The organism is Enterobacter sp. UPMP701, from assembly GCF_053709515.1.
In genome coordinates this window covers 156,035-179,146 of the sequence record NZ_JBSKJN010000006.1, presented here as the reverse complement: position 1 = coordinate 179,146, position 23,112 = coordinate 156,035, and the positions used below count along the sequence as shown (strand labels likewise).

Annotated in this window: 23 protein-coding genes; 10 read left to right on the top strand and 13 right to left on the bottom strand. The window is 59.6% G+C overall.

All coding sequences use genetic code 11. The features are described 5' to 3' along the window. Positions 1-39 precede the first annotated feature (39 nt). Positions 40-927: a LysR family transcriptional regulator gene (locus tag ACWKXT_RS15245; RefSeq protein ID WP_454532812.1), complete on the top strand. Its 888-nt coding sequence runs from the start codon at positions 40-42 to the stop codon at positions 925-927. On the opposite strand, the gene ACWKXT_RS15240 is transcribed toward ACWKXT_RS15245, so the two are convergent. Further along, positions 924-1,331, bottom strand: coding sequence for a MarR family winged helix-turn-helix transcriptional regulator (locus ACWKXT_RS15240; RefSeq protein WP_023308984.1), 408 nt, complete (start codon positions 1,329-1,331; stop codon positions 924-926). The genes ACWKXT_RS15245 and ACWKXT_RS15240 overlap by 4 nt on opposite strands. A 171-nt stretch (positions 1,332-1,502) precedes the next feature. On the opposite strand from ACWKXT_RS15240, the gene ACWKXT_RS15235 reads away from it, so the two are divergent. From ACWKXT_RS15235 to ACWKXT_RS15225, 3 genes are read left to right on the top strand one after another with little or no spacing between them, the layout of a single operon-like run. Beyond that, on the top strand, positions 1,503-2,105 hold the full coding sequence (locus ACWKXT_RS15235; protein WP_454527382.1) for a non-oxidative hydroxyarylic acid decarboxylases subunit B: 603 nt from the start codon (positions 1,503-1,505) through the stop codon (positions 2,103-2,105). Beyond that, a complete protein-coding gene (locus ACWKXT_RS15230) occupies positions 2,095-3,522 on the top strand; it encodes a non-oxidative hydroxyarylic acid decarboxylases subunit C (protein ID WP_454532787.1) in 1,428 nt (475 codons plus the stop codon). The genes ACWKXT_RS15235 and ACWKXT_RS15230 overlap by 11 nt, the downstream gene beginning before the upstream one ends. A gap of 10 nt (positions 3,523-3,532) precedes the next feature. Beyond that, positions 3,533-3,754 (top strand): non-oxidative hydroxyarylic acid decarboxylases subunit D, encoded by a 222-nt coding sequence (locus tag ACWKXT_RS15225; RefSeq protein ID WP_058686071.1) that lies wholly within the window; start codon positions 3,533-3,535, stop codon positions 3,752-3,754. A 95-nt stretch (positions 3,755-3,849) separates the two neighbouring features. Here the strand turns inward: ACWKXT_RS15225 and mutS are convergent, their stop codons facing one another. After that, positions 3,850-6,411, bottom strand: coding sequence for a DNA mismatch repair protein MutS (gene mutS, locus ACWKXT_RS15220; RefSeq protein WP_454532786.1), 2,562 nt, complete (start codon positions 6,409-6,411; stop codon positions 3,850-3,852). Between the two features lie 113 nt (positions 6,412-6,524). Then, a complete protein-coding gene (locus ACWKXT_RS15215; RefSeq protein WP_454529635.1) occupies positions 6,525-6,755 on the bottom strand; it encodes a SymE family type I addiction module toxin in 231 nt (76 codons plus the stop codon). A gap of 175 nt (positions 6,756-6,930) precedes the next feature. On the opposite strand from ACWKXT_RS15215, the gene ACWKXT_RS15210 reads away from it, so the two are divergent. Next, positions 6,931-7,275: a nitrous oxide-stimulated promoter family protein gene (locus ACWKXT_RS15210; protein ID WP_454529636.1), complete on the top strand. Its 345-nt coding sequence runs from the start codon at positions 6,931-6,933 to the stop codon at positions 7,273-7,275. Positions 7,276-7,280: 5 nt separating this feature from the next. Here ACWKXT_RS15210 and ACWKXT_RS15205 read toward each other — a convergent pair whose 3' ends face one another. The 10 genes from ACWKXT_RS15205 to hypA form a co-directional block, all read right to left on the bottom strand. Further along, entirely contained in the window at positions 7,281-8,501 is a 1,221-nt protein-coding gene (locus tag ACWKXT_RS15205; RefSeq protein ID WP_454529637.1) for an MDR family MFS transporter, read from the bottom strand. Between the two features lie 15 nt (positions 8,502-8,516). Next, a complete protein-coding gene (locus ACWKXT_RS15200) occupies positions 8,517-9,278 on the bottom strand; it encodes an ABC transporter ATP-binding protein (RefSeq protein WP_454529638.1) in 762 nt (253 codons plus the stop codon). Further along, a complete protein-coding gene (locus tag ACWKXT_RS15195) occupies positions 9,278-10,315 on the bottom strand; it encodes a FecCD family ABC transporter permease (RefSeq protein ID WP_039274321.1) in 1,038 nt (345 codons plus the stop codon). The genes ACWKXT_RS15200 and ACWKXT_RS15195 overlap by 1 nt, the downstream gene beginning before the upstream one ends. Beyond that, complete coding sequence (locus ACWKXT_RS15190; RefSeq protein ID WP_454532785.1) at positions 10,315-11,313, bottom strand: ABC transporter substrate-binding protein; 999 nt, start codon at positions 11,311-11,313, stop codon at positions 10,315-10,317. Before ACWKXT_RS15190 ends, ACWKXT_RS15195 begins: the two co-directional genes overlap by 1 nt. 151 nt (positions 11,314-11,464) lie before the next feature. Continuing rightward, on the bottom strand, positions 11,465-13,537 hold the full coding sequence (gene flhA / locus ACWKXT_RS15185; RefSeq protein WP_454529640.1) for a formate hydrogenlyase transcriptional activator FlhA: 2,073 nt from the start codon (positions 13,535-13,537) through the stop codon (positions 11,465-11,467). 64 nt (positions 13,538-13,601) lie between these two features. Further along, a complete protein-coding gene (gene hypE / locus ACWKXT_RS15180) occupies positions 13,602-14,612 on the bottom strand; it encodes a hydrogenase expression/formation protein HypE (protein ID WP_454532784.1) in 1,011 nt (336 codons plus the stop codon). After that, entirely contained in the window at positions 14,609-15,730 is a 1,122-nt protein-coding gene (gene hypD / locus ACWKXT_RS15175; protein WP_454532783.1) for a hydrogenase formation protein HypD, read from the bottom strand. The genes hypE and hypD overlap by 4 nt, the downstream gene beginning before the upstream one ends. Before the next feature lie 3 nt (positions 15,731-15,733). Continuing rightward, a complete protein-coding gene (locus tag ACWKXT_RS15170) occupies positions 15,734-16,006 on the bottom strand; it encodes a HypC/HybG/HupF family hydrogenase formation chaperone (protein ID WP_061097260.1) in 273 nt (90 codons plus the stop codon). Beyond that, complete coding sequence (gene hypB / locus ACWKXT_RS15165) at positions 15,997-16,860, bottom strand: hydrogenase nickel incorporation protein HypB (protein WP_454532782.1); 864 nt, start codon at positions 16,858-16,860, stop codon at positions 15,997-15,999. The genes ACWKXT_RS15170 and hypB overlap by 10 nt, the downstream gene beginning before the upstream one ends. A gap of 3 nt (positions 16,861-16,863) precedes the next feature. Next, entirely contained in the window at positions 16,864-17,214 is a 351-nt protein-coding gene (hypA, locus tag ACWKXT_RS15160) for a hydrogenase maturation nickel metallochaperone HypA (protein WP_454529645.1), read from the bottom strand. 211 nt (positions 17,215-17,425) lie between these two features. Between hypA and hycA the strand changes: the two genes are divergently transcribed. From hycA to hycE, 5 genes are all read left to right on the top strand, one after another. After that, positions 17,426-17,893, top strand: a complete 468-nt coding sequence (gene hycA, locus ACWKXT_RS15155; RefSeq protein WP_454529646.1) for a formate hydrogenlyase regulator HycA — start codon at positions 17,426-17,428, stop codon at positions 17,891-17,893. Between the two features lie 70 nt (positions 17,894-17,963). Continuing rightward, positions 17,964-18,572 carry a 4Fe-4S binding protein gene (locus ACWKXT_RS15150; RefSeq protein WP_151412407.1) on the top strand — a complete coding sequence of 203 codons (609 nt, stop codon included), beginning with the start codon at positions 17,964-17,966 and terminating at the stop codon, positions 18,570-18,572. Further along, positions 18,569-20,383, top strand: coding sequence for a formate hydrogenlyase subunit 3 (gene hycC, locus ACWKXT_RS15145; protein ID WP_454532781.1), 1,815 nt, complete (start codon positions 18,569-18,571; stop codon positions 20,381-20,383). Before ACWKXT_RS15150 ends, hycC begins: the two co-directional genes overlap by 4 nt. A 1-nt stretch (position 20,384) precedes the next feature. Beyond that, positions 20,385-21,308 carry a respiratory chain complex I subunit 1 family protein gene (locus tag ACWKXT_RS15140; protein WP_454529648.1) on the top strand — a complete coding sequence of 308 codons (924 nt, stop codon included), beginning with the start codon at positions 20,385-20,387 and terminating at the stop codon, positions 21,306-21,308. 15 nt (positions 21,309-21,323) lie between these two features. After that, entirely contained in the window at positions 21,324-23,033 is a 1,710-nt protein-coding gene (gene hycE / locus ACWKXT_RS15135) for a formate hydrogenlyase subunit HycE (protein WP_014885003.1), read from the top strand. Positions 23,034-23,112 lie beyond the last annotated feature (79 nt).

Here is a 23,112-nt window from a genome sequence, read left to right as displayed (position 1 = left end):
TATACTGTCAAAAATATTTTGACAGTAAAATGAGAGATGATGATTAACTTACAGCGCACGGCGATGTTTATCGCGGTGGCCGACACCGGCAGCTTTACTGCCGCTGCTGATGCGATGGGCCTGACAAAAGCCGTGGTCAGCTTTAACATTCGTCAGCTCGAAGCGGAGCTGGGGGTGACATTGCTGCTGCGATCCACCCGCCGTCTGACGTTAACCGAGGCGGGCACGCTTTTTCACCAGCGTAGCGTCGCGCTTCTGAAGGCGGCGGAACAGCTGCAGGATGATGTCCGTGCGAATCATGCGGGGCTCACGGGAGAATTGCGGATTACCACCACGCCCGAGTACGGTTCACAGGTTGTGGTGCCGTTGCTTGCCAGGTTTAGCCAGCAGCATCCGGATCTTCGCGTGCGTCATGTTTCATCATCGCTGCATGCCGATCTGATCTCGGAGCGCTTTGACGTCGCCATTCGCCTGGGGACGCTTGCTGATTCGCGCTACCACGCCGCGTTGATTTCATACTTCTCCATCCTGCCCGTCGCGACGCCCGAGTGGCTGGCTAACCATCCGGTTGAATCGCTTGAGCAGCTGGCGCATGCCGACTGGATTATTCATGAGCGCTTATCTTCGCCGCTGCACTGGCAGGTAAAAGATGCCAACGGTGTGCCTGAAACGCTGGAGATAATAAAAGCGCCGCGTTTGTTTGCCGACAGCGCTCAGGCTCTGATGGCCTTTGCACTCGCAGGCGGTGGCGTGGCGTTACTGCCGGAATGGCTGGTGCGCGATGCGCTTGATGCGGGAAAACTGGTTCCGGTTTTACCGGGATATACCTTTGCGCAGCAGGGTATCTATGCGGTTTATCCCGATGCCCGGCATGTGTCAGCGAAAGTGCGCACCTTTATTAATTTTATGCGCACCAGCGTGAATTAATCGTGCATCATCTTTTTGATGAGCGCAGAGAACTGCTCCCGCTCGGCCTTGTTAAGACGTCCTAAAAACGCCTCATCCACCTCGTTGCCAACCGGTTTACAGCCTGCAAGCAGGGCTTCGCCTTCTGGCGTCAGGAAGACAAACCGGCGGCGCTTATCGGCAGGATCGTGCTCGCGTTTGACCAGCCCGCGCGCCTCCATGCGGCTGAGCATCTCCGCCAGGGTCGCTTTCGTGCTGACCGCCACTTCGGTCAATGCCACCTGTTCAATACCCGGATGCTCGGCAATGGAGCGCATCACCGCATACTGTGGCTTGGTCAGTTCCGGTAAGGCATGTTGCCACTGCGCGGTATGCTGTTGAAAAAGCTGACGTAACAGGTGGAACGCCTCTTGTCTTAGTTCCATGAACACTCCGACGAAAAAAATCTCCCTCTATGATAGCCGCTATTGCTCTCAATTTTAACGCGGCATTTTTTAGCCATTCGTGTGATCGTATGCGAACGATCTTGTCATGAAAAAAATCCTGGAGTAGCTTACCTATAATGTTCGTGTACGAACAAGTTATTGAGGTGATGAATGAGATTGATAGTAGGAATGACGGGAGCAACAGGCGCGCCGCTGGGCGTGGCGCTGCTGCAGGCGCTGCGGGAAATGCCGGAGGTGGAGACGCATCTGGTCATGTCAAAGTGGGCAAAAACCACCATTGAGCTGGAAACGCCTTACACCGCGCAGGACGTTGCTGCGCTGGCTGACGTTGTCCACAGTCCGGCTGACCAGGCCGCCACCATCTCCTCCGGCTCGTTTCGCACCGAAGGCATGATCGTCATTCCCTGCAGCATGAAAACGCTGGCGGGTATCCGCGCCGGTTACGCCGAGGGGCTGGTGGGACGTGCGGCAGACGTGGTGCTGAAAGAAGGGCGCAAGCTGGTGCTGGTTCCCCGTGAAACGCCGCTCAGCACCATTCATCTTGAGAATATGCTTGCACTTTCACACATGGGCGTGGCGATGGTGCCGCCCATGCCTGCGTATTACAACCACCCGCAAACCGCCGATGACATTACCCAGCATATTGTGACCCGCGTGCTCGACCAGTTCGGTCTGGAGCATAAAAAGGCGCGCCGCTGGAACGGTTTGCGGGAGGCGAAACATTTTTCACAGGAGAATAAAGATGGCATTTGATGATTTGAGAAGCTTCCTGCAGGCGCTCGATGAGCAAGGGCAGCTGCTGAAAATTGAGGAAGAGGTTAACGCCGAGCCGGATCTGGCGGCGGCAGCCAACGCGACCGGCCGCATTGGCGACGGCGCGCCCGCGCTGTGGTTCGACAACATTCGTGGCTTTACCGATGCCCGCGTGGTGATGAACACCATCGGCTCCTGGCAGAACCACGCCATTTCGATGGGGCTGCCGGCGAATACCCCGGTAAAAAAACAGATCGACGAGTTTATCCGCCGCTGGGATAAATTCCCCGTCACGCCGGAGCGCCGCGCCAACCCGGCCTGGGCGCAGAATACGGTGGACGGCGAAGACATTAACCTGTTCGATATCCTGCCGCTGTTTCGCCTGAACGACGGTGACGGCGGTTTTTATCTCGATAAAGCGTGCGTTGTCTCGCGCGATCCGCTCGACCCGGACCACTTCGGCAAGCAGAACGTCGGGATCTACCGTATGGAAGTGAAGGGCAAACGCAAGCTCGGCCTCCAGCCGGTTCCGATGCACGATATCGCCCTGCATCTGCATAAAGCGGAAGAGCGCGGTGAAGACCTGCCGATTGCGATAACCCTCGGCAACGACCCAATCATCACCCTGATGGGCGCCACGCCGCTGAAATACGATCAGTCCGAGTATGAAATGGCCGGCGCGCTGCGTGAAAGCCCGTACCCGATTGCCACCGCGCCGATGACCGGCTTTGATGTGCCCTGGGGTTCTGAAGTGATCCTGGAAGGGGTGATTGAGGGCCGCAAGCGTGAAATCGAAGGGCCGTTCGGCGAGTTTACCGGACACTATTCCGGTGGCCGCAACATGACGGTGGTCCGTATCGACAAAGTCTCTTACCGCACCAAGCCGATTTTCGAATCCCTCTACCTCGGCATGCCGTGGACCGAGATTGACTATCTGATGGGACCGGCTACCTGCGTGCCGCTCTACCAGCAGCTGAAAGCGGAATTCCCGGAAGTGCAGGCGGTGAACGCGATGTACACCCACGGCCTGCTGGCGATTATCTCCACCAAAAAACGCTACGGCGGTTTTGCCCGCGCGGTCGGTTTACGCGCCATGACCACGCCGCACGGTCTGGGCTACGTGAAGATGGTCATCATGGTGGATGAGGATGTCGATCCGTTCAACCTCCCGCAGGTAATGTGGGCACTGTCGTCAAAAGTGAACCCGGCAGGGGATCTGGTGCAACTGCCGAACATGTCGGTCCTTGAGCTTGACCCTGGATCCAGCCCGGCGGGCATTACCGACAAACTGATTATCGATGCCACCACACCTGTCGCGCCGGACACCCGTGGTCACTACAGCCAGCCGGTACAGGATCTGCCTGAAACCAAAGCCTGGGCCGAAAAACTGACCGCGATGCTGGCAGCACGCCAATAAGGAGGAAAAGATGATTTGTCCACGTTGTGCCGATGACCATATTGAAGTGATGGCGACGTCGCCCGTAAAAGGGGTCTGGACCGTTTACCAGTGCCAGCATTGTTTGTATACCTGGCGCGATACCGAACCGCTGCGCCGTACCAGCCGCGAGCATTACCCTGAAGCGTTCCGCATGACGCAGAAGGATATTGACGAGGCGCCGCAGGTGCCGACGATCCCGCCGTTGTTGTAAAAAAAAGCCCGGTGGCGGCTTCGCCTTACCGGGCCTACGGGTTTTGTAGGTCGGGTAAGGCGAAGCCGCCACCCGACAAAACAGACCGCAGAATACTAAACCAGACTCTTCAGCCGATAAATCCATTCCAGCGCCTGACGCGGCGTCAGGGAGTCCGGATCGAGGTTTTCCAGCGCTTCCACCGCTGGTGACGTCTCTTCCGCTGGTGCCAGCAACGACATCTGCGTACCGTCAATCTGCGTGGCTGCCGCGTTCGGCGACAGGCTTTCCAGCTCCCGCAGCTTCTGACGCGCGCGTTTAATCACCTCTTTTGGCACACCTGCCAGCGCCGCTACGGCCAGGCCATAGCTCTTGCTCGCTGCGCCGTCCTGCACCGTGTGCATAAAGGCAATTGTGTCGCCGTGTTCCAGCGCATCCAGGTGGACGTTGGTAACGCCCTCCATTTTCTCCGGCAGCTGCGTCAGTTCGAAGTAGTGGGTGGCAAACAGCGTCAATGCCTTGATTTTATTTGCCAGGCTTTCGGCACAGGCCCAGGCAAGAGACAGGCCATCGTAGGTTGACGTTCCGCGTCCCACTTCGTCCATCAGCACCAGGCTATGCTCCGTCGCGTTATGCAGAATGTTTGCCGTTTCGGTCATCTCGACCATAAAGGTTGAGCGGCCGCTCGCCAGATCGTCCGCCGCCCCGACGCGGGTAAAGATGCGGTCGATTGGCCCAATTTCCACTTTCTGCGCCGGGACGTAGCTGCCGATATACGCCAGTAGTGCGATGAGTGCGGTCTGGCGCATATAGGTGCTCTTACCGCCCATGTTCGGACCGGTAATGATCAGCATTCTTCTCTGCGGTGACAGGCTCAGCGGGTTAGCGATGAACGGTTCGTTCAGCACCTGCTCAACGACCGGGTGACGGCCTTCCGTAATACGAATGCCGGGCTTGTCGGTAAAGGTCGGGCAGGTATAGTTCAGCGTTTCCGCGCGTTCTGCCAGGTTCACCAGTACGTCCAGCTCCGCCAGCGCGCTGGCGCTGAGCTGCAGGTCGGCCAGGTGCGGCATCAGCATGTCGAACAGCTCGTCATACAGCTGTTTTTCCAGGGCCAGCGCTTTGCCTTTCGAGGTGAGGACTTTGTCCTCGTACTCTTTCAGCTCGGGAATAATGTAGCGTTCGGCGTTTTTCAACGTCTGGCGACGTACGTAGTGGATCGGTGCGAGGTGGCTCTGGCCACGGCTGATTTGAATGTAGTAACCGTGTACCGCGTTATATCCCACTTTCAACGTGTCGAGCCCAAGACGCTCGCGTTCACGGATTTCCAGCTTATCGAGGTAGTCCGTCGCGCCGTCGGCCAGTGCGCGCCATTCGTCCAGCTCTTCGTTGTAGCCAGGGGCAATCACGCCGCCATCGCGCACCAGAACCGGAGGGGCATCAATGATGGCGCGCTCCAGCAGCTCGCGAAGCTCGGTAAATTCGCCCATGGTTTCGCGGAGTTTCTGCACCGGCGCGCTGTCAACGTCACTCAGCTGCGCACGCAGTTCCGGCAACTGCTGGAAAGCATGACGCATGCGCGCGAGGTCGCGTGGCCGCGCTGTGCGCAGTGCCAGACGAGCAAGGATACGCTCCAGATCGCCCACCTGGCGCAGAACCGGCTGCAGCTCGCTATAGCGATCCTGCAACGCGGCAATCGTCTGCTGACGGCAAACCAGCGTATTCGTATCGCGAACCGGCATATGCAGCCAGCGTTTTAGCATACGGCTGCCCATTGGCGTCACCGTATTGTCGAGGACCGACGCAAGCGTGTTTTCCACGCCGCCCGCCAGGTTCTGGGTAATTTCCAGGTTACGGCGCGTGGCGGCGTCCATGATGATACTGTCCTGCTGGCGCTCCATGGTGATAGAGCGAATATGTGGCAGGGCGGTGCGCTGGGTGTCTTTCACGTATTGCAGGAGACAACCTGCGGCACATAGCCCGCGCGGGGCGTTTTCCACGCCAAAGCCAATCAGGTCGCGGGTGCCAAACTGCAGGTTCAGCTGCTGGCGTGCGGTATCAATTTCGAATTCCCACAGCGGACGACGGCGCAACCCGCGACGGCCTTCGATAAGCGCCATTTCGGCGAAATCTTCGGCATAGAGCAGCTCTGCCGGGTTAGTACGCTGCAGTTCGGCAGCCATTGTTTCGCGGTCAGCCGGTTCACTCAGTCGAAAACGCCCGGAGCTGATGTCCAGCGTGGCGTAGCCAAAACCCTTGCCGTCCTGCCACAGCGCCGCCAGAAGGTTATCCTGGCGCTCCTGAAGCAGGGCTTCATCACTGATAGTGCCCGGCGTGACGATGCGCACGACTTTGCGCTCAACCGGGCCTTTTGACGTTGCCGGATCGCCGATCTGCTCGCAGATAGCGACGGACTCCCCCTGATTCACCAGTTTCGCCAGGTAGTTTTCAACCGCGTGGTGCGGGATGCCAGCCATTGGAATCGGCTCGCCTGCGGATGCGCCACGTTTGGTCAGCGAGATGTCGAGCAACTGCGACGCACGTTTAGCATCGTCATAAAACAGCTCGTAAAAATCGCCCATACGGTAAAACAGCAGGATTTCCGGATGCTGTGCCTTCAGCTTCAGATACTGCTGCATCATGGGCGTATGTGCGTCGAAATTGTCGATTGTGCTCATGGAGTTATGATGTCCATTTCTTTGAAAATATTACGTTTTGAGCGGCACAGTGGCCGTTTGTTCCTTCTATTGTCGCATGAAAAAAAGGTACGGCGCAGAAAAATGTCGCGGCTTTACGAGGTGCCTTCCGACATTAACTCAATGACGATTTTTCCATGCTCCACGCCCACTCTGACCTGGGAGTTGGTGGTAAAGCCCGCTTTTTCAAGCCAGTCTCCTTTTAAGCTCAGCGCCGCATGCACGCTGTACCGCTTTGGTATCTTCGTTTTTCGATCCTCGTGACGTTTTCTGAAATATCCCACTTTTAAATGGCGGTAGGGTTGGCCGATCGCGATCTCTTTCATAGGGTCTCCAGACTATACGGACAACGGTCATTCCTGATGCCTGTATAAAATACCAGTGATTTTCAGGTGGCGCAGGGTTAATACTGGAATCAGGCTTCAGGAAACGAAATGCAACAACTGAAATTCAATGCTTAAAGGTGTATTATTTATGCATCTTATTGTTCGGTAAGTCACCATGACCGGTAAACGCATATCACGAGAAAAAGAGACCATCGCGAAGATGATCGCGTTGTACGAGAAACAGTGTCCACAGGCTGCTCAGGATGAGGGGCATTATCAGGCGCTGAAGGCTTATGCGCATAAACGCCTGGATAAGTGCGTTTTTGGTGAGGAAAAGCCCGCCTGTAAGCAGTGCCCGGTGCACTGCTACCAGCCCGCCAGACGTGAAGAGATGAAGCATATTATGCGCTGGGCAGGCCCGCGTATGTTATGGCGACACCCCATTCTGACCATCCGCCATCTGATTGATGACCGTCGTCCGGTGCCGGAATTACCGGAAAAATACCGCCCGAAAAAGTGAACCGTTCAGCTTCGTAGCGGGCGGCAAATCACATTCAGGGCCAGCGCGCTGCAGAGCGGGAAGAGGGCCAGCAGCAGCCAGGGGTAAATCGCCTGCGTTGAAGGCACCAGTGCGCGATCCAGCAGGCTGCCAAACAACAAATTTCCGGCCAGGACCGCGATGCCTCCGGCGGTAGAGAGCGCGCCGTAGTGCGCCCCCAGCGTTGATTCCCCGGCGAACCGTGGAATGAGATCTTTTGCCGAGGGCACCAGCAGCATCTGTCCCAGCGTCAGCAGCGTCACAAAACAGACCGAGGGCAGAAGCCGCAGCCAGCCCTCAGGCGGTTGCGTTGCCGCAAACATCGCCACGCTTGCGAAGGCGGCAGAGAGGAGCAAAAAGCCCACCGGCAGGATCCTCACCGCGCCCACGCGTCGGGCAAAGCGCGCCAGCGGCAGCTGTAACGTGATGATCAGAACGGAGGCCAGCATAAAAAGCGGGCCGAGATCTTTTTCGTTACCGCCGGAGCGCTGTATCTCCACCGGCAGCGCCAGATAGAGCTGGTTATAGCTTAACAGCCATGAACTGTAGGCAATGATAAAGGCGACAAAGCGCGGCTGACGAAACGTCGTCCACCAGGGCACTATTTTTAGCGTCTGTGGACGGTGGGCAGCAGCTGGAAGGCAGAAATAGAGCACCACTAACGCAATGACAAAGACGCCTGCGCCTGCCAGCGCCACCTGACGAAAGCCCAGCCCGGTGAGCAGGGCGCCCGCAACCGGGCCCAGTACCGCGCCGAGTTCCCCGCAGACGGCAAAGAGCGCAAACCACTCCGCCCGGCTTCGTTTCCCTTTCGCCTCGCTGTTCGTCCCCGCTTTCGCCAGCAATGCCTCAATAGACGGAGAAAATAACGCGCCGCCGACGCCCGTCAGACACGCGCCCAGAATAATCGGCCACAGCGATCCCCCGAAGGCCAGCAGCAGATAGCCTGAAACACGAACAATACAGCCGCTGAGGATAATGACTTTCGCGCCAAACCGGTCCGAGAGCGCACCGCCAACGATAAACATCCCCTGCTGTGAGAACGTGCGCAGGCCCAGGATCAGCCCGATAAGCCCGCCGGAGAGCAGCATATCATCGCGCAGAAATATCGCCAGGAAGGGGACGACGGCGTAAAAGCCAATGTTAAACACAAACTGGCTGCCCAGTAAAACGGGCGGCCAGAGCGCGGTGGCGGGGCGCAAAGGCATACGGTTTATTCGCCCCTACACCATGAAATGGATATGTTTTTTACCATGGAACGGTGAGATCTCAATTTTGGTTTTCACCCGGAAAACGTCCCAGAGCAACTCTTCGGACAGGATTTCCTGCGGTGTTCCCGTCGCCACAATTTGCCCTTTCTGCATCACAATCAGCGAATCGCAGAACATTGAGGCGTGGTTAAGATCGTGGATGGCGACGATGCTGGTGACCGGTAATTCGCTGATCAACTGCATCAGCTGCATCTGATGATGAATGTCGAGGTGGTTGGTCGGCTCGTCCAGCAGGATTTCGGTTGGCGTTTGCGCCAGCGCGCGGGCGATATGTACCCGCTGACGCTCGCCGCCGGACAGGCTCAGCCAGCCCTGCTCGCTGCGGTCCAGCATATCGACACGCTGCAGAGCCGCGGTGACGGTTTCGTCATCCTGCGTGCTCCAGTTCGAGAAGGGAGAATGGTGCGGAATACGCCCCAGTTTGACGACGTCGCGCACGCGCATGTTGGCGTCGGTCATGCCGTGCTGCTCAACGAACGCCACGCGCCGCGCCAGCTGCTTTTTGGCAATGCGGGAGATGTCCTGACCGTCCAGGGTAACGCTGCCGCTGTCCGGGCGACGCAGGCCTGCCAGAATGCGCAAAAGCGACGATTTGCCGCAGCCGTTAGGGCCGAGCAGTCCTACCGTTTCGCCGCGTGAAACCTTCAGCGAGACGTCATTGACGATGACCTTTTTGCCTACCGTCCAGGTAATATTTTCAGCGCAGATACTCATCACTTATTCCTTGAGCGGTAGATGATCACGGCAAAGAACGGCACGCCCACCAGCGCGGTGACGACGCCGACGGGCAGGCTCTGCGGGGCAATCAGCATGCGCGAGGCGATATCAGCCAGCACCATCAGGATCGCGCCCGCCAGCGCGCTGGCAATCAGCAGCGTGCGGTGCAGGGGGCCGAACAGGAAGCGCATGACGTGCGGCACCACCAGCCCTACAAAGCCAATTGAGCCTGCCATGCTGACGATGGTCGCGGTAATCAGTGCAGTGGTGGTGAACAAGGCAAGACGCACCCAGGGTACGGCAATGCCTAACGAGGCGGCGGCGTCATCACCGAACGTAAAGGCGTCCAGCGCCCGGGAATAGTAAAGACAGACGGCAAGACCCGCCAGCACGACCACTAATGCCAGCTGGAATTCCGGCCAGCGCACGCCGCTGAAGCTGCCCAGCAGCCAGAACATCACGTCGCGCGCCTGCTGCGCGCTGGCGGAGGTGCTGATGGTATAGGCGGTAATGGCGTTGAACAGCTGTGAGGCGGCAACGCCCGCCAGAATGGTGCGTTCATTGCCGCCACGCGCGCCGTTCGTCAGGAAGGCGACAAACGCAAAGGCGGCAAACGCCCCGGCAAACGCGCCCGCAGAGAGCGACACCGCGCCGGTGCCAATCCCCAATACGACGACCGACACCGCCCCGGTTGAGGCACCCGCCGATACACCGAGCACGTAGGGTTCCGCCAGCGCGTTCTTCAGCAGGCTTTGCAGCACGGCGCCGCAGATGGCTAACCCCGCGCCGCAGCAGGCCGCCACCAGCGCGCGGCTCAGGCGAAAGTCCCAGATCACGCTCTCATAGATGCGGTTGAGCGGAACGTCTGTCAGCCCCAGCTTATTGCCAATAGCGTAAAAGACGTTGGACAGCGGAATCGACAGTTCACCGACGCTGACGCCGAGAGCAATCACCAAAAACAGCAGGACGACGGCAAGCAGAGCAGACGTGGTCAGAAACAGACCCTGTCGGGCCTGAAGTACGGCTGCGGTCATCAGTTCAGCCCCAGTTTTCTGAGCTGTTCGCCGACCTGTTCAGCGCCGTAAATCGTGCGAATCGTCGGGTTCATGGCCTGGCCGTCCATCACCACAATATGACCCTTCTTCACCGCGTCCAACTGGCTGACGGCAGGATCGCTTTTCAGGAATTTGATTTTCTCTTCCGCGTTATCCAGCGCCCAGCGGTTGCGGTCCAGACTGGAGACGACAATCACATCCGGGTTCGCGGCGATAATGCTTTCCCAGCCGACGGTCGGCCATTCAGACTCAGCGGTAATGGCGTTATGGCCGCCCAGCACGTTGGCAATAAAACCGGAGGCGCTGTTTTTCCCGCCGACATAGGCATCCGCCGAAGGCGAGGCGCTTGAGAACCAGAAAACAAAGGAGAGGTCTTTTTTGTTTTTACCAAATTCCTGACGCAGGTCGGCCTCGCGTTTTTTGAAATCCGCGATAACGGCCTGGCCGCGCGCTTCAACGTTGAAAATCTTCGCGAAATCTTCAATCTCTTTATAAAGGTACGTCATATCCCACAGCGTGTGGCGGCTGCCGTACATATCGCCTGCGGCCTTTTTGGTAGCGCACATGCCCGGTGATAAATAGCTGTTCACGCCGACGGTGGCCAGATCTTCACGTTTTGCGACCTTACTCTCCGGCCCGAGCAGCAGCGGAAGCTGGGCAGGAACAAAATCGGGGTTTTGCGCAAGGATGGATTCAAGCGTCGGAATTTCGACGGTCAGCGTTTTGATTTTGGCGTTTTGCTCAGCCAGCTGCGGCAGCACTTTGGTCGGCCAGAAGGCGCTGGCTTTGACCTTATCTTCCAGACCCAGCAGAAGCAGGATCTCGACGGTATTCTGACCCAGGGCCACGACGCGTTCCGGCGCTTTGGTGAAGGTCTCTTTATACCCGCAGTTTTCTATGGTGAGTGGGTACGTGGTAGCCAGAGCCGCACTCATCGAAGCAACCGCCAGGCCTAACGCGCAGAGAACCTTTTTCATTAAACGCTACCCTTCATTAAAATTATTTTTGATGCAAATGAAACGCATTATTAAGGCGGAATTTTATACAGAGGAAACGATTTTGTGTCAATGAGGGACAATTGCGCAGGGCAACGAAAGGCGGCGCCATAAGCGGCGCCGGAATGACGGGTTAAAGCAGGCTCTCTTTATCGATTCCCAGGCGCTTCATACGGGAGAGCAGGGTAGTGCGTTTCAGCCCCAGCCGTTGCGCCGCACCTTTCGGTCCGGCGACCACGCCGTTGGTCTCTTTCAGTACGCGCATAATGAGCTGATATTCATCTTCGCCTTCCTGCGCCACTTCTGCCGTAACGGTGGGATGTTCCGGCAGGGAGATTTCAGGCAGGGAAAGCTGCAGCACGTTTCCGCGCGTCAGCAGGACCGCGCGCTCGATGACGTTTTCCAGCTCGCGCACGTTGCCCGGCCACTCCATTGACGAGAGGGTGCGCAGCGTTTCGGCGGGAATGCTGTCGATGTTTCGTCCCATCCGACGCGCAATCTTGGCGGTAAAAGCCTTCACCAGCAGCGGGATATCTTCCGGGCGCTCGCGCAGCGGCGGCAGGAAGATCGGGAAGACGTTCAGGCGATAGTAGAGATCGCTTCTGAATTCGCGGTCGGCGACCATTTTTTTCAGGTCGCGGTTGGTGGCGGCAATCAGACGCACGTCGGTCTGGATTAGCTTGTTGCTGCCGAGGCGCTCGAACTCCTGCTCCTGCAGGACGCGCAGCAGCTTAGGCTGAAGCTCCAGCGGCATATCGCCCACTTCGTCGAGGAACAACGAGCTTTTATCCGCCAGTTCAAAACGCCCCAGCCGCTGGCTGCTGGCCCCGGTAAATGCCCCGCGCTCGTGGCCGAACAGGTCGCTTTCCAGCAAGCCTGCAGGCATTGCCGCGCAGTTCATCTTCACCATCCGGCGGCTGTTGCGGTTGCTCAGGTTGTGGATCGCCCGGGCGATCAGCTCCTTGCCGGTGCCGGTTTCGCCGAGGATCAGCACCGTGCTGTCGCTTTGCGCCACCATCTCGACCTGCTTAAGCACGCTGTACATGGCGTCGCTGCGCCCGATGATTTCGCCAAACTCGCTGTCAACGTTGTTGAGCTGCTCGGTCAGGGCGAGGTTTTCGTCCACCAGCCGCTCCTTCAGGCGGTGGATCTCCTGATAGGCGAGGGCGTTATCCAGCGCAATAGAGATGCGCTCGGCAATCTGGCGCAGCAGCTTCAGGTTGGCGGTGGTGAACACACCTTCCTCACACTGCGCCAGCTTCAGCACGCCCAGCATGGTGTTGCCGGACATCAGCGGCAGCAGGCACAGGGTCTGAATTTTGTTGCCCCAGGTGTTGAACAGCATCCGTTCATACGGCGCGACCGGATCCTGTTCACTGAGATTCAGCAGCAGGATCTCTTTGCTTTTAAACACCCGTTCAGAGAGGGTACCCGCTTCATCCACTTCGCTCTGCTCGTGCGCCGGGTTGGCCTCATCGAGATAATGGGTGGAGTAGATGTTCAGCTTGCCCTTGCGATGCCCGCGCAGCGCAATGCTGATGGCGTCGATTTTGAAATAGTGGTGGATCTCTTTTGACACTTCGCTGACCAGCTCATCCATGTCGAGCCTTGAGAGCACGGCATTGGTGATGGCGACCAGAATGCGGAAGTTGTCGCGCTCGCGGCTCAGCAGGTCGTAATCGACGTTATTGGTGACGCGGCTTTGGATCTGCTCCGCGACGACGGCCACAATCTGGGTAAAGGTGTGCAGGCGTTCGTACTCCGCCTCGCTCCAGGGCTGGTCGGTGTTGCGGATGAACTCGCAGCCGCCAAAAATCTGGCCCTCTGCCGCCAGCGGCAACATGCCGTAATGACCGAAAGGCTGATAGAGATTGCTCTGGGCCAGCCTCGGCCACGCCATCCGGAACTCTTCAAAATTGCAGTGCAGCACTTCGGGCCGGGAGAGAATGCGGCGCACCGGGCCGTGCGCAAGGTACGTTTCGTCTTCGTACTCAAAGGCTTTGCCATTATCACGCGTTGAGTAGTAGCTCGCGCGGTGCGTTCCGCTATGCCAGAGCACTATCGCGGCGCTGTCAGCCAGTGCAGATTGCCTGACCAGCCGGGTCAGGGCATCGCTCAGCGCGCCAAGATCGGGCTGCTGTAAAAGTGTTCGCGTGATGTCAAACAGGCCCTGCTGTCCAAGATCGCTCATCGGTGTATACGGCATTATTGCTTTCCAATAGAAACTGGCAAAAAAGAGACGTTCAGCGCTGACCGCTTATGGCGCGGTTCTAGCAAATTCGGGGTAACGGTTCAGCGTGCGGCAGATCCAGCGTGCGTTTAACGCCATACAGCCCGGCCAGGCGCACCCCTTTGCGCTCAACCACGTCGCCGATGATGGCCGCGTCTTTCCCTAAAGGATGCGCTCTCAGCTGTTCAAGAACGGCCTCCGCCGCCGTGCGTTCCACGCCGATCACCAGCTTGCCCTCGTTGGCAAAGTTAAGCGGGTCAAGCCCTAAGAGTTCGCATAGCCCGCGCACGGCAGGCTTAACGGGCAGGCCGCGCTCGGTCAGCTCAATCCCGCAGCCGCAGCTTGCCGCGAACTCGTGCACGACGGCATTCACGCCGCCCCGCGTGGCGTCGCGCAGGGCTTTTACGCCCGGCATGTCGCGCAGTGTCTGGATCAGCGGCGTGAGTACCGCACAGTCACTGCGAAGTTCCCCATCCAGCCCCAGGCCTTCGCGCAGGTTCAGGATGGTTGCCCCGTGGCAGCCCAGCGTGCCGCTGACAATCAGCACGTCGCCCACAGTAAGCTGCTGCGCACCCCAGTGAACGTCGGCGGGGATCGCCCCCATACCGGCGGTGTTGATGAAAAGCTTATCCGCCGCGCCGCGCTGCACCACCTTGGTATCCCCGGTGACGATAGCGATACCCGCCTCGCGCGCGGTGTGCGCCATGCTATTGACCACCGCCGTGAGGGTCTCCATCGGTAGACCTTCTTCGAGGATAAACCCGCAGGAGAGGTAGCGCGGAAGGGCACCGCTGACGGCGACGTCGTTGGCCGTACCGCAGACGGCGAGCTTGCCGATATCGCCGCCCGGGAAGAACAGCGGGTCAATCACGTAGCTGTCGGTGGAGAATGCCAGCCTGTCGCCGTGGGCAGTCAGCGTCGCGAGGTCAATACGCGCCTGATCTTCCTGCTCGGCGAGCCAGGGGTTATTAAAGGCTTCCATGAACAGCCGGTTAATCAGCTGCTGCATCGCCTGTCCTCCGCTTCCGTGCGCCATTTCCACCGTGTTCATGCTTCACACTCCTGGTTGCGATAGTGATACCACGCGGCGCATGCCCCTTCGGAAGAGACCATCAGCGCGCCAAACGCCGTTTGCGGGTTACAGGTGTTGCCAAATAACGGGCAGTGATGAGGTTTGCATTTGCCTGTGAGCACATCGCCACAGCGTGCGCGGGGATCGTCACACACCTGCTGGGGCTGCGGGCGAAAATGCGCTTCGGCATCAAAGGCGCGATACGCGGGCGTCAGCCGCACGCCGGATTCAGCAATCAGCCCCAGGCCGCGCCATTCGCTATCACCCTCAACGCTAAACACGTCGGCAATCGCCTGCTGCGCCCGTTCATTTCCCGCATCCGGCACCACCCGGCGATACTGATTCTCCACCGCGCTCAGGGCCGCTATTTTCTGCTCAACCAGCATGGCCACGCCTTGCAGTAGATCAAGCGGTTCGAAACCAGACACCACTAACGGACGATTGTACTGTTCAGCGATAAAACCGTAGGCGTCTGTGCCAATCACCATGCTGACGTGACCCGGCGCCAGAAACGCGTCGATGCCATTATCCGGCGCTTCCAGCAGGCTGCGCAGCGTGGGGATAAGCGTGATGTGCTGACAGAAAAAGAAAAAGTTATCGACGCCGCGGGCTTTCGCCTGCTGCAGGGTGATGGCGGTGGCGGGCATGGTGGTTTCAAAACCCAGTCCAAAAAAGACAACCTTGCGCTCAGGGTTATTCATCGCCAGCGTCAGGGCATCCATCGGTGAGTAAACGATCCGCACGTCCGCGCCGCGCGCCTTCGCCTGCAGCAGCGAGCCGCTCTTCCCCGGCACGCGCATCGCGTCGCCAAAGGTGCAGAAGATAACGTCGGGATGGCGGGCCATTTCAATGCAGCTGTCGATGCGCCCCATTGGCAGGACGCATACCGGGCAGCCGGGACCGTGGATAAACTCGATGTTCTCCGGCAGCAGCTGGTCAAGGCCAAACTTGAAGATGGCGTGCGTGTGCCCGCCGCACACCTCCATGATCCGCAGCGGTTTTTCTCTCGTGTAGTCCAGCAGCGCGGCGCGCGTTTTCAGGTGCCCGATAAGCTGCATCACCTGCTCCGGCGCGCGGTATTCATCAACGTAACGCATTTGCTATCGCTCCTCGCCGTACAGGAGCGCGCCCACGTCCGGCTCCACGTCAAACATGTTTTGCAGGGCGTCGAGCGTGTCGCGGGCTTCCGCTTCGTTAATCACGCTCATGGCAAACCCCACGTGGACCAGCACCCACTGGCCGAGTCGCGAGGCGCCCGTTTCATCGGTGCTGCCCACCAGCGTCAGGTCGACGTCGCGCAGGATGCCGCAGACCTCGACTTTGGCCTGATTGCCGTCGATGGAGTGGATTTGTCCGGGTACGCCTATGCACATCGTTCACTCTCCAGCCAGTCCAGCCAGGCGTCCATCCCGTCGCCGCGCGTCGCGGAAACCAGCAGGATCTCAATGTCCGGGTTCACTTCCCGGGCGTAAGCCACGCACTTATCCACATCGAAATTCAGATACGGCAGCAGGTCGATTTTGTTCAGCAGCATGAGGGAGGCGGCGGCGAACATGTGCGGGTACTTCAGCGGCTTGTCTTCCCCTTCGGTGACCGAAAGCACCGCGACTTTATATCGTTCCCCAAGGTCGAAGCTCGCCGGACACACCAGGTTGCCGACGTTTTCAATAAACAGGATGCCGTTATTCGCCAGCGGCAGGCGCGGGGCGGCATCGGCGATCATCTGCGCGTCCAGGTGGCAGCCCTTACCAGTGTTGACCTGAATTGCCGGAGTGCCGGTTTCACGGATGCGCGCCGCATCGTTAACGGTTTGCTGATCGCCTTCGATAACGGCGCAGGAGACGCGTTCGTTCAGGCGCTTGAGGGTTTCCGTCAGCAACGTGGTTTTGCCGGAGCCGGGGCTGGAGACCAGGTTCAGCACCAACTGTTCGCGCGCGGCAAAGCGGGCGCGGTTGCGGGCGGCGATCTGGTTATTTTTATCCAGCACGTCGATCTCCACCTCCAGCATCTGGCGCTGGCTGATGCCCGGCGCGTGGGTGCCCGCCTCGCCGTGGCCGTAGTGCAGGTCGCCCGTGTCGGAACGCTGCGGCGCAAAGGTGATGCCGGTCAGTGCCGCCGCAGGACGCGGAGCTGGCGAAAAGGGCGCGGAGCGAAACGCGGAGTGGGGACGGTGTTCATCCCCTTCTATATACAGGTTGCCTTCGGCGCAACCGCAGGTACTACACATACATTACTCCTTCTCGATCTCGAGACGTTGGATCTGCATACCGTCATCCGCCACGATGCGCAGTCCGGTGCTCTGGCACTGCGGGCAGCGCTGAACCTTTGATGAGAGCAGGGTGACGTACTGCTGGCACTGCTCGCACCAGCACTCCGCCTGCTGCTCGTCAATATGCAATGCGCAGCCTTCCGCCAGCGTACCGCGGCACACCAGCTCAAAGCAGAAGGTAAGGGCGCTGGTCTCGACGCAGGAAAACGCCCCGACTTTCAGCCAGACGCCGGTGACGCGCTTCGCGCGGTTTTGCACTGCCTGCTGTTCAATAAGTTCCAGAGCCCGCTGGCAGAGGGTGATTTCGTGCATGACGCCTCCTCAATGATTTGCGCCAGTAAATGCAATAACGGTGCCAGCTTGATTTGCGTTACGGCGTGACGATGTCAACGCTGTCGAAATGACACGTCGACACGGCATTGTTGACAGTGAGTCTTTCGACAAAAATCATATAAATCAGATAATTAAAAACTGGCATGGATTCTGCTTAACAGCCGCTATCTCCATTAACCGGATACCTTTTATGACTATTTGGGAAATTAGCGAAAAAGCGGATTACATCGCGCAGCGCCACCAGCAGCTTCAGGATCAGTGGCACCTTTACTGCAACTCTCTGGTTCAGGGGATCACCCTGTCAAAAGCCCGTCTGCACCACGCCATGAGCTGCGCAGCGCAGGGAGACATGCGCTTTGTGTTATTTGGTCATTTCACGATTTTTGTCACCCTGGCGGAGAGCTTCAACAGCCACACCATTGAGTATTACGTTGAGACAAAAGAGGGTGAAAAACAGTGTATTGCGAAAGCTCAGCTGATGGCCGACGGCATGGTGGACGGTCACGTCAGCAACCGCGATCGCCAGCAGGTGCTGGAGCACTATCTGGAGAAAATCGCGCCGGTTTACAACGGTCTCTACACCGCAGTTGAGCACGACTTGCCGGTTGATCTGAAACAGCTGATTGCGGGAAACGCCTCCGCCAATCCTGCCCGATAATCGCGTGTCGAAAAGTGTCGATGAGACAGTTTTTCGTCGTCAAAAATGACCATCACCTGAGGATTGCCCGGTGAACCGTTTTGTAATTGCTGACTCGACGGTCTGTATTGGCTGTCGAACCTGTGAGGCGGCGTGTTCGGAAACGCACCGCCTGCACGGGCTACAGTCCATGCCGCGCCTGCGCGTCATGCGTAATGAAAAAGAGTCTGCCCCGCAGCTCTGCCACCACTGTGAAGATGCCCCGTGTGCGGGCGTGTGCCCGGTTAACGCCATCACCCGCGTGGACGGCGCGGTACAACTGAATGAAAGCCTGTGCGTCAGCTGCAAGCTGTGCGGCATCGCCTGTCCGTTCGGCGCGATTGAATTTTCCGGCAGCCGCCCGCTGCATATCCCGGCGAACGCCAATACCCCGAAAGCGCCGCCTGCGCCACCCGCTCCGGCGAAGGTCAGCACGCTGCTGGACTGGGTACCCGGCATTCGCGCTGTTGCGGTGAAGTGCGACCTGTGCAGCTTTGACGAACAGGGCCCGGCCTGCGTGCGGACCTGCCCGACCAAAGCGCTGATCCTGGTTAACATCCGCGATATCGCCCGTACCAGCAGACGCAAGCGCGAGCTGACCATTAATACCGACGTCGGCGATCTTTCGCTTCTGCAGGCGCTTAACGAGGGGGCGAAATGAACGCGATATTTATGATTAACAGCGCCGTGGCGTACTTTGCCGCTGCCGCCGTGCTGGCGCTGGTGTTCTCTTTCCATAAAACCCTGAGCGGCTGGATAGCCGGTATCGGCAGCGCGGTCGGCAGCCTGATGACGCTGGCCGCGGGCAGCGTGGTTCTGCTCGGCGGGCAATCCGTGGAAACCCTCATGCCGCTGATCCGCCACTCCGTTGCTATTACGCCGCTAAACGCCATCTGGCTGGTGACCTTTGGCCTGTGTGGGCTGTTTATCAGCCTGTTCAATATCGACTGGCACCGCCATCCGCAAACTAAAACCAACGGCCTGCTGGTGAACCTGCTGATGGCGACGGCAGTCTGTACCGTTATCGCCAGCAACCTCGGCGCGCTGGTGGTGATGGCCGAAATCATGGCCCTGTGCGGCGTGTTCCTGACCGGATGCAGCGCCTCCGGCAAGCTGTGGTTTGCGCTCGGTCGCCTCGGCACGCTGCTACTGGCGCTGGCCTGCTGGCTGGTGTGGCAGCGTTTCGGCACGCTGGATTTCGCCGCGCTTAACGGTCAGCCGCTGGGCAATGACGTCTGGCTGCTGGGAGTAGCCGGTTTTGGCCTGCTGGCCGGGATTATCCCGCTGCACGGCTGGGTGCCGCAGGCGCATGCCAATGCCTCTGCCCCCGCCGCCGCGCTGTTTTCTGTGGTGGTCATGAAGGTCGGTCTGTTCGGCATCCTGACGATAACCCTGACGGGCGGTCAGCCGCCGCTGTGGTGGGGCGTGGCGCTGCTGATTGCGGGGATGATCACCGCATTTGTCGGCGGCCTGTACGCCCTGATGGAGCACAACATCCAGCGCCTGCTGGCGTACCACACCCTGGAAAACATCGGCATCATCCTGCTCGGCATGGGCGCGGGCGTCACCGGGCTGGCGCTCAACCAGCCGGCGCTGATTGCCGCCGGGTTTATCGGCGGCCTGTATCACCTTATCAACCACAGCCTGTTTAAAAGCACCCTGTTCCTCGGCGCGGGCAGCGTCTGGTTCCGCACCGGTCATCGGGATATCGAAAAGCTCGGCGGGATCGGCAAAAAAATGCCCGTCATTTCGCTGGCGATGCTGGTCGGGCTGATGGCGATGGCCGCGCTGCCGCCGCTGAACGGCTTTGCCGGAGAGTGGGTTATCTATCAGTCCTTCTTCGCGCTCGGTCAGAGCGAGGCGTTTATTGGGCGTTTACTCGGCCCGCTGCTGGCGGTGGGCCTGGCGATCACCGGCGCGCTGGCGGTGATGTGCATGGCGAAAGTTTACGGCGTCACCTTCCTGGGCGCGCCGCGCACCCGTGAAGCGGAAAACGCCTGCTGCGCGCCGGTACTGATGGGGGCCAGCGTGGTCGCGCTGGCGGTGTGCTGCATTGCGGGCGGGGTGGCCGCGCCGTGGCTGCTGCCGCTGCTGGGCCATGCCATTCCGCTGCCGCTGGCGACGGCGCATACCGCCGTTTCCCAGCCGATGATGGCGCTGCTGCTGATTGCCGCGCCGCTGCTGCCGTTTGTGCTGATGCTGTTCTTTAAACGCGACCGTCTTGCCTCCCGCTCACGCGGTGCGGCGTGGGCCTGCGGCTACGAACACGAGCAGTCGATGGTCATCACCGCCCACGGTTTCGCCATGCCGGTGAAGGAGAACTTCGCCGCCGTGCTGAAGCTGCGCCACTGGCTGAACCCGGTTGGCTGGGTCCCTGGCTGGCAGAGCGCCGCCGTGCCGCTGTTGTTCCGCCGTCTGGCGCTGATCGAACTGGTGGTGCTGGTGGTTATTGTGATTTCACGAGGAGCCTGACATGAGTCTGTTTCTGGCAATTCTTCAGGCGCTGGTGCTGTTCGCCGTCGCGCCGCTGCTGTCGGGCATCACGCGCGTGGCGCGCGCCCGAATGCACAACCGTCGCGGGCCTGGCGTGCTCCAGGAGTACCGCGATCTCTTCAAACTGCTTTCCCGTCAGAGCGTCGCGCCGGACGCCGCAGGCTGGGTGTTCCGCCTGACGCCGTTCGTGATGGTGGGCGTCATGCTGACCATCGCCACCGCGCTGCCGGTGGTGACGGTGGGCTCGCCGCTGCCGGTGCTGGGCGATCTGATTACGCTGATCTACCTCTTCGCCATCGCCCGTTTCTTCTTTGCGATTGCGGGTCTGGACACCGGCAGCCCCTTTACCGGCATCGGCGCCAGCCGCGAGGCGATGCTGGGCGTGCTGGTGGAGCCGATCCTGCTGCTGGGACTGTGGGTGGCCGCGCAGGTAGCGGGCTCGACCCACATCAGTTTCATCACCAGTACCATTTACCACTGGCCGGTTTCACGTTCTCTCCCGCTGGTGCTGGCGCTGTGCGCCTGCGCGTTCGCCACCTTTATCGAGATGGGCAAGCTGCCGTTCGATCTCGCGGAAGCGGAGCAGGAGCTGCAGGAAGGGCCGCTCACCGAGTACAGCGGCTACGGCTTTGCGGTGCTGAAGTGGGGTATCAGCCTCAAACAGCTGGTGGTGCTGCAGATGTTTGTCGGCGTCTTCTTCCCGTGGGGGCAGATGACGCACTTCTCCGCAGGCGGTCTGGTGCTGGCCATGGTGGTGGCCGCCCTCAAGCTGCTGGTCGGCGTGCTGGTCATTGCCCTGTTTGAAAACAGCATGGCGCGCCTGCGTTTTGTCGAAACGTCACGCATCACCTGGGCTGGTTTTGGTTTTGCATTTTTAGCGTTCGTCTCCTTGCTGGTGGCGTGATTAAAGAGAGTGTTTATGTCTGAAGAAAAGAAAGGTCAGCAGTATCTCGCCGCGTTGCATCAGGCTTTCCCGGGCGTGGTGCTGGAGGAGTCCTGGCAAACCAAAGACCAGATCACCGTCACCATTAAGGTGAACTATCTGCCGGAAGTGGTGGAGTTTCTCTACTACCAGCAGGGCGGCTGGCTGTCGGTACTGTTCGGCAACGACGAGCGCCAGCTGTGCGGCAACTATGCGGTGTACTACGTGATGTCGATGGAGCAGGGCGAAAAGTGCTGGCTCACCGTGCGCGTCGAAGTCGACCCGAATAAGCCGGAATACCCGTCCGTCACGCCGCGCGTGCCTGCCGCCGTCTGGGGCGAGCGCGAAGTGCGAGACATGTACGGCCTGGTGCCGGTTGGCCTGCCTGACGAGCGCCGCCTGGTGCTGCCGGACGACTGGCCGGATGAACTCTATCCGCTGCGCAAAGACAGCATGGACTACCGCCAGCGCCCGGCGCCGACCACCGACAGCGAAACCTATGAGTTCATCAACGAGCTGGGCAGCAAGAAGAACAACGTGGTGCCGATCGGTCCGCTGCACGTCACCTCCGACGAACCGGGCCACTTCCGCCTGTTCGTCGACGGCGAGAACATCATCGACGCCGACTACCGCCTGTTCTACGTCCACCGCGGCATGGAAAAGCTGGCGGAAACCCGCATGGGTTACAACGAAGTGACGTTCCTCTCTGACCGCGTGTGCGGCATCTGCGGCTTCGCCCACAGCACCGCCTACACCACCTCGGTGGAAAACGGCATGGGGATCGTGGTGCCGGAACGCGCGCAGATGATCCGCGCCATTCTGCTGGAGGTGGAGCGCCTGCACTCGCACCTGCTCAACCTCGGCCTGGCCTGCCACTTCGTCGGCTTTGACTCCGGGTTTATGCAGTTCTTCCGCGTGCGTGAAGCGTCAATGAAGATGGCGGAGATCCTCACCGGGGCGCGTAAAACCTACGGCCTGAACCTGATCGGCGGGATCCGCCGCGACCTGCTGAAAGACGACATGATCCAGACCCGCCAGCTGGCGCAGCAGATGCGCCGGGACGTGCAGGAGCTGGTGGACATGCTGCTCAGCACGCCAAACATCGAGCAGCGCACCGTCGGCATCGGCCGTCTTGACCCGGAGATCGCCCGCGACTTCAGCAACGTCGGCCCGATGGTGCGAGCCAGCGGCCATGCCCGCGACACCCGCGCCGATCATCCGTTCGTCGGCTACGGCCTGCTGCCGATGACCGTGCACAGCGAGCAGGGCTGCGACGTCATCTCCCGCCTGAAGGTGCGCATCAACGAGGTGTTCACCGCCCTGAACATGATCGACTTCGGTCTCGATAACCTGCCGGGCGGCCCGCTGATGGTGGAGGGCTTCACCTACATTCCGAACCGCTTTGCCCTCGGCTTTGCCGAAGCGCCGCGCGGGGACGACATCCACTGGAGCATGACCGGCGACAACCAGAAGCTTTACCGCTGGCGCTGCCGCGCGGCGACCTACGCCAACTGGCCAACCCTGCGCTATATGCTGCGCGGCAACACTGTCTCTGACGCGCCGCTGATCATCGGAAGCCTCGACCCGTGCTACTCCTGCACCGACCGCATGACCGTGGTCGACGTGCGCAAGAAGAAAAGCCAGGTGGTGCCATACAAAGAGCTTGAGCGCTACAGCATCGAGCGTAAGAACTCGCCGCTGAAATAGTTGATGTTGTGCGGTCTGTAACCCCTCACCCCGGCCCTCTCCCCAGAGGGGCGAGGGGGTGAACGGTTCCCTCTCCCTT